The 6,229-nt window shown below is 72.7% G+C and carries 7 protein-coding genes; 2 read left to right on the top strand and 5 right to left on the bottom strand.

Going from position 1 to position 6,229, the window contains the following annotated elements:
• Window positions 1-134 precede the first annotated feature (134 nt).
• From ACIPLC_RS08405 to ACIPLC_RS08395, 3 genes are all read right to left on the bottom strand, one after another.
• Entirely contained in the window at window positions 135-662 is a 528-nt protein-coding gene (locus ACIPLC_RS08405) for a SixA phosphatase family protein (protein WP_400472164.1), read from the bottom strand.
• Between the two features lie 158 nt (window positions 663-820).
• Complete coding sequence (locus ACIPLC_RS08400) at window positions 821-943, bottom strand: SGM_5486 family transporter-associated protein (RefSeq protein WP_279634939.1); 123 nt, start codon at window positions 941-943, stop codon at window positions 821-823.
• 67 nt (window positions 944-1,010) lie between these two features.
• Window positions 1,011-2,297, bottom strand: a complete 1,287-nt coding sequence (locus tag ACIPLC_RS08395) for a CynX/NimT family MFS transporter (protein WP_400472163.1) — start codon at window positions 2,295-2,297, stop codon at window positions 1,011-1,013.
• A gap of 136 nt (window positions 2,298-2,433) precedes the next feature.
• Here ACIPLC_RS08395 and ACIPLC_RS08390 point away from each other — a divergent pair, with 136 nt between their 5' ends.
• Window positions 2,434-3,108, top strand: coding sequence for a FadR/GntR family transcriptional regulator (locus ACIPLC_RS08390; protein ID WP_400472162.1), 675 nt, complete (start codon window positions 2,434-2,436; stop codon window positions 3,106-3,108).
• 82 nt (window positions 3,109-3,190) lie between these two features.
• Here the strand turns inward: ACIPLC_RS08390 and fabI are convergent, their stop codons facing one another.
• Complete coding sequence (gene fabI / locus ACIPLC_RS08385) at window positions 3,191-3,958, bottom strand: enoyl-ACP reductase FabI (protein ID WP_400472161.1); 768 nt, start codon at window positions 3,956-3,958, stop codon at window positions 3,191-3,193.
• Between the two features lie 2 nt (window positions 3,959-3,960).
• Window positions 3,961-4,680 (bottom strand): 3-oxoacyl-[acyl-carrier-protein] reductase, encoded by a 720-nt coding sequence (fabG, locus tag ACIPLC_RS08380; protein ID WP_400472160.1) that lies wholly within the window; start codon window positions 4,678-4,680, stop codon window positions 3,961-3,963.
• 314 nt (window positions 4,681-4,994) lie between these two features.
• Here fabG and ACIPLC_RS08375 point away from each other — a divergent pair, with 314 nt between their 5' ends.
• Window positions 4,995-6,140, top strand: a complete 1,146-nt coding sequence (locus ACIPLC_RS08375; protein WP_400472159.1) for an MBL fold metallo-hydrolase — start codon at window positions 4,995-4,997, stop codon at window positions 6,138-6,140.
• Window positions 6,141-6,229: the final 89 nt, after the last annotated feature.

Genomic DNA, 6,229 nt, shown 5'->3' with positions numbered 1-6,229 from the left:
GTGGACGGCAGCCTGACCGAGTACGGCCTGACGACGTACGTGCGGGGCGCGCGGCCGCGGCCCGCCCGCCCCTCGTCGTCATCGGAGCCCGGGACTCGGAGCCCGGGGCTCGAAGCCCGGGGCTCCGTACGGCGTCAGTCCTGCGGCGTGTAGTACGAGACCAGCTCCGCCGTACCCGGCTCGACGCCCTTCCACGAGCCGCTGAAGCTGAGCACCGCGATCGCCGCCGTCGGGAAGCCGCCGAGCCGCAGCCGCTCCAGCGCGTCCCGGTCGCCCGCATCACCGGCCAGCACCTGGGTCAGGCCCAGCACGCCGGGGTTATGCCCGACCAGCACCACGTCCGCGTACTCCTCCGGGGTCTCCTGGAGGACGGCGATGATCTCGCCGGGGCTGGCCTCGTAGACCCGGTCCTCGTACACGGTCTTGCGGGCCCGCTTCGGCAGCTCGTGCGCCGCCAGCTTCCAGGTCTCGCGGGTGCGCAGCGCGGTGGAGCAGAGCACGTAGTCGGGGTTGATGCCGGAGTCGACCAGCCAGCGGCCGGCGTCCGGGGCCTGGTGACGGCCCCGGTCGGCCAGCGGCCGCTCGTGGTCGTCCACGCCGTTGGGCCAGTCGGCCTTGGCATGGCGGAGAACGATGATCCTGCGGGGCGTGTCGGCGCTCATACCCAGCAAGCTTGGCAGAAAAGCCGCTCCGGGGCGCGGTGCTCCCGGTTGCCGCCACTCGCAGGGGTGGAGGGTGTCATCATCCGCCGTTCGTCCGGCCCTTCCGATGGACGGAGGTGCCCGGTGGACGGCGGTGATGCGGGGGGGGCTGGACCGGGTCAGCCTATGGCGGCGGCGACGGAGGCGATGATCGCCACCAGCACCACGATGCCGGCGATCGCCAGGGCGATCTGGCCGAGTTGCTTGCGGCCGTCGGTCGGGTTGGGATCGAGAACGGGCATGTCCGGGATTCTTCCACCCCGAACACGCCCGTCGGTCACCGACCCCTCGGGGTTGGCCGTCCCTTGGTCAGGCCTTGACCTGCGCCACGGGGTGGACCGCCTCGTCCTCGATGTGCCGGGCCATCGCGGCCCGCAGGCCGAACATCATCTGCGGCACCAGCAGCAGCGCCAGGAAGCCCAGCGGCCCGTACCACTCACCGGTCATCTGGTAGATCCGGCCGATCAGGATCGGGCCGGGGATGGAGATCAGGTAGCCGACGCCCTGGGCGAAGGCGGAGAGCTGGGCGACCCCGCCGGCCGTCCGGGCGCGCAGCCCGATCATCGTCAGCACCAGCGGGAAGGCGCAGTTGGACAGGCCCACCAGGACCGCCCAGAGCCACGACGCCCCGGCCGGGGCCAGCGCCAGCCCGGCGTACCCGACGATGCCGCAGGCGGCCAGCACGACGACGAACAGTCGCTGGTCGCCGCGGCGGGCGGCCAGGTTGGGCAGCACGAAGGAGACCGGCACGCCGATCACCATGGTCACCGCGAGCAGCACCCCGGAGGTGCCCTTGTCGACGCCGGCGTCCTGGAAGATCTTCGGCAGCCAGCCCATCACCACGTAGGCGCCGGTGGCCTGGAGGCCGAAGAAGCAGGCCATCGCCCAGGCCGTCCGACTGCGGGTGATCGGCAGCCTGGCGGCGGCCGCCCCGCCCGCGCGCTCGCCGCGCTCGCGCTTGGTCAGCAGCACCGGGAGCCAGAGCAGCAGGGCCAGCGCGGCGAGGCCGGCCCAGACGCCCAGGCCGTAGCGCCAGTCACCACCGAGTGCGCTGGTCATCGGCACGGTGACGGCGGCGGCCAGCGCGGTGCCGGCCGACAGCGCCATCGAGTACAGGCCGATCATCGGACCGACCTTGTCCGGGAAGTAGCGCTTGATCACCACCGGGATCAGCACGTTGGAGACCGCCACGCCGGCCAGCGCGAGCGCGGTCAGCAGCAGGAACACCGCGGTACCGCCGGCGAAGGAGCGGGACAGCACGCCCGCGGTGATCGCGCCCATGCCGGCGGTGATCACGGCGATCGGGCCGACCCGCCGGGCCATCGAGGGTGCGGCGAAGCCGAACAGGCCGAAGCAGAGCGACGGGACGGCGGTGAGCAGCCCGGCGAGCGTCGGGTTCATCCCGAGGCCGGCGCGGACCTGGTCGAGCAGCGGCCCGAGGCTGGTGACCACGGGGCGCAGGTTGAAGGCGGCGGCGGCGATCGCGATGGCGAACAGCCAGCCCAGGTACTTGCCGGAGGAGGTGGTGGAGGGCCGCTCGGTCTGCGGCCGGGCCTCGGTTCGTGGGGAGGCGGTGGTGTCTGCTGCGGGAGGCATGGACGCCATCATAGAATGATGGGATGAATCGGCGCACCTTGGAATTGGCATGATGTGCCGACCCACTCCCCCACCGGGCACCGGGCCGTCCCACCCACCGGCCCCGTCCACCCACCCGTAGCCGCAAGGAGTCCCCGTGGCGCTGTCCTCGCCGAGGCGCACCCCGCTGTCCGACCAGGTGATCGCGCAGCTGCGCGCCCAGATCACCTCCGGGGAGTGGCCCGTCGGCTCCCGCATCCCCACCGAGGCCGCACTCGTCGAACAGCTCGGCGTCGCCCGCAACACCGTCCGCGAGGCCGTCCGCGCCCTCGCCCACAACGGGCTGCTCGACATCCGCCAGGGCTCCGGCACCTACGTGCTCGCCACCAGCGAGCTGGCCGGGGTGATGCACCGCCGCTTCGCCGACGCCGACCAGGCGCAGGTCGCCGAACTGCGGGCCGCCCTGGAGACCTCCGCGGCCGGCCTCGCCGCCACCCGCCGCACCGACCGCGACCTCGGCCTGCTGGACGCCGCGATCGGCCGCCGCGAGGCCGCCTGGCACTCCGGCGACGCCGAGGACTTCATCCAGGCCGACGCCGCGTTCCACCAGGCCGTCGTCGCCGCCGCCCACAACGACGTGCTCGCCGCCGTCTACGCCGACCTCGGCGAGGTCACCCGCGCCCACCTGCGGCACGACGTCGGCCCCGAGCTGATCGCCGAGCGCTACATCGGCCACGACACCATCCTCGACGCCATCCGGGCCGGCGACCCCCAGCGCGCCGCCGTCGAGGCCGGCCGCGCCATCGGCGCGTGCACCCCCGCCGACGTCTGAGCCGTCCTGGAACGCCGCTGCCCGGCACCCCCGTGGGGGTGCCGGGCAGCGGCGTACGGCGGAGCGGCGTACGGCGAAGCGGTCAGGCGCCGATGGCGTGCACGCCGCCGTCGACGTGGATGATCTCGCCGGTGGTCTTCGGGAACCAGTCCGACAGCAGCGCGACGATGCCGCGACCGGCCGGCTCCGGGTCGCTCAGGTCCCACTTGAGCGGGGAGCGGTGGTTCCAGGTGTCCGCGAGGTCGCCGAAGCCCGGGATGGACTTGGCGGCCATCGAGCCGATCGGGCCGGCCGAGATCAGGTTGCAGCGGATGTCCCGCTCGCCCAGGTAGCGCGCCAGGTAGCGGTTGGTCGACTCCAGGGCGGCCTTGGCCGGGCCCATCCAGTCGTACTGCGGCCAGGCGTACTGCGCGTCGAAGGTGAGGCCGACGACCGAGCCGCCGTCCTGCATCAGCGGCAGCAGCGCCATGGTCAGCGACTTCAGCGAGAAGGCCGAGACGTTCATCGCGGTGGCCACGGACTCCCACGGGGTGTCCAGGAAGTTGCCGCCCAGGGCGTCCTGCGGCGCGAAGCCGATCGAGTGGACGATGCCGTCCAGGGTCGGCAGGTGCTCGCGGACCTTGTCCGCGATGCCCGCCAGCTCCTCCTCGCTGGAGACGTCCAGCGGCAGCACGGTGACCGGCTTCGGCAGCTTCTTGGCGATCCGCTCGGTCAGGCTCGGGCGCGGGAACGCGGTGAGGATGATCTCCGCACCCTGCTCCTGAGCGAGCTTGGCGGTGTGGAAGGCGATGGAGGACTCCATCAGCACGCCGGTGATCAGGATCCGCTTGCCCTCAAGGATTCCACTCATGCTCAGTGACCCATGCCCAATCCGCCGTCGACGGGAATGACGGCTCCGGTGATGTACGCGGCCTCGTCCGAACCGAGGAACCGCACGGTGGAGGCGACCTCGGCGGGCGACGCGTAGCGGCCCAGCGGCACGCCCGAGACGATCTCCGCACGGCGCTCGTCGCTGAGCACAGCGGTCATGTCGGTGTCGACGAAGCCGGGGGCGACCACGTTGACGGTGATGTTGCGCGGGCCCAGCTCGCGCGCCAGCGACCGGGCGAAGCCGACCAGGCCCGCCTTGGACGCGGCGTAGTTCGCCTGGCCCGGCGAACCGGACAGGCCCACCACGGACGAGATCAGCACGACGCGGCCCTTGCGGGCGCGCATCATCAGCTTCGAGGCGCGCTTGACCACCCGGAAGGCACCGGTCAGGTTGGTGTCCAGGACGGAGGTGAAGTCCTCCTCGGACATGCGCAGCAGCAGGGTGTCCTTGGTGATGCCCGCGTTGGCGACCAGCACCTCGACCGCGCCGTGCTTCTCCTCGATCTCGGTGAAGGCGGCGTCGACCTGCGCGGCGTCCGTGATGTCGCAGCGCACCGCGAGGACGTCGTACTTCTCCAGGGCCTCGGGCACCTCACCCGAACGGCTGGTGATGGCGACCTTGTCACCCGCCTCGGCGAAGGCCTGGGCGATCGCGAGGCCGATGCCCCGGTTTCCTCCGGTGACGAGAACCGAGCGGCTCAACGATCCACCTCTCTCCGTGTGTGAGCACGTACGTCGGAACGCGTACGCAGTGTGACGCTATCGGGCGGTCGGCGGTGTCGGCGCATCGGGCTCCCACAGCGCCGCACCAGAGGAACTGTCGCAATCCGACAATCCGTACCCGCAGCGCCCCGCACCTGCTCAGCCACCCCGATCGAACCACGGCCGGAGCCGAGCCGGCGCCGCCGTACGGGAACAACACGGCCCCGCGCACCCGTTGCCCCCGTGGTGCGGGCCGACCCGGGACCGGCCGTACCGATCCCCGAAGGGTCCCGCGAGGAACGAAGGCAGGGCGCATGACCAAGGCACGGCCCCGGAGCACCCACCGACACGGACGGCTGCTGGCCCTGACCGCCCTGGCGGCCGGCCTGGGAGCGGCCGCGTGGTCGCTGCGCGACCTGCCGGCGGCGTTCGGCCGGCGGCCGGACGGCGAGCACGAGGAGCGGGTGCGCGACTCGCCGCAGTACCGCGACGGCGTCTTCCACAACGCCCCCTCCACCCTGGCCCGGGCCACCACCACCCCGGACATCGACCGCGGCACCGTCCGCCGGATGCTGTTCGAGCGCGCGGGCCTCGTCCCCGCCAACCCGGTGCCGACCGTCCGCCCCGTCGGCGGCCCCGGCCCGGCCGCCGAGGGCGTGGCGATCACCTGGTACGGGCACGCCTCCGCACTGGTGGAGATCGAGGGCTCCCGGGTGCTGCTCGACCCGATCTGGAGCGAACGCTGCTCCCCCGCCGCGCACGTCGGCCCCAAGCGGCTGCACCCGGTGCCGGTGGAACTGGAGGAGCTGCCGCAGGTCGATGCCGTGCTGATCTCGCACGACCACTACGACCACCTGGACATGGCGACGGTCAAGCGCCTGGTGCGCAGCCAGTCCGCGCCGTTCGCGGTGCCGCTGGGCATCGGCGGCCACCTGCGCCGCTGGGGCGTCCCGGAGCACCGCATCATCGAGCTGGACTGGGACGAGACCTGCACCCTCGGCGACCTGGTGCTCACCCTCACCTCGGCGCACCACTTCTCCGGCCGCGGCCTGACCCGCAACACCACCCTGTGGGGCTCCTGGGTGATCGCCGGCCCCGACCGCAAGGTCTTCTACACCGGCGACTCCGGCTACTTCGAGGGCTACGCCCGGATCGGCGACCAGCACGGCCCCTTCGACGCCGCGCTGGTGCAGATCGGCGCCTACGACGCCGCCTGGGCCGACATCCACATGACCCCCGAGGACGCCGTGCGCGCCCACCGCGACCTCCAGGCGGGCCTGCTGGTGCCGGTGCACTGGTGCACCTTCAACCTGGGCCTGCACCCGTGGGCCGAGCCGATCGAGCGGCTGCTGGTCGAGGCCAAGGCGCAGGCCGTCCCGCTGACCGTGCCGCGCCCCGGCGAGCGGGTCGACGTGGACAACCCGCCGGAGCTGGACGGCTGGTGGGAGAGCGTCGGCTGACCGACCGGCCACCACGGCGGCGCACCGACCGAAATGCGCTGGCCGAAACCCCCTGGACCGGCCATGATGCGGTGCGGGCGCCCCTGTGC

The sequence above is a fragment of the Kitasatospora sp. NPDC086801 genome (genome assembly GCF_044745805.1).
Classification (GTDB): Bacteria; Actinomycetota; Actinomycetes; order Streptomycetales; family Streptomycetaceae; genus Kitasatospora.
Note: the sequence above shows the minus strand (reverse complement) of the source record. Positions and strands in the feature narration are given on the sequence as shown.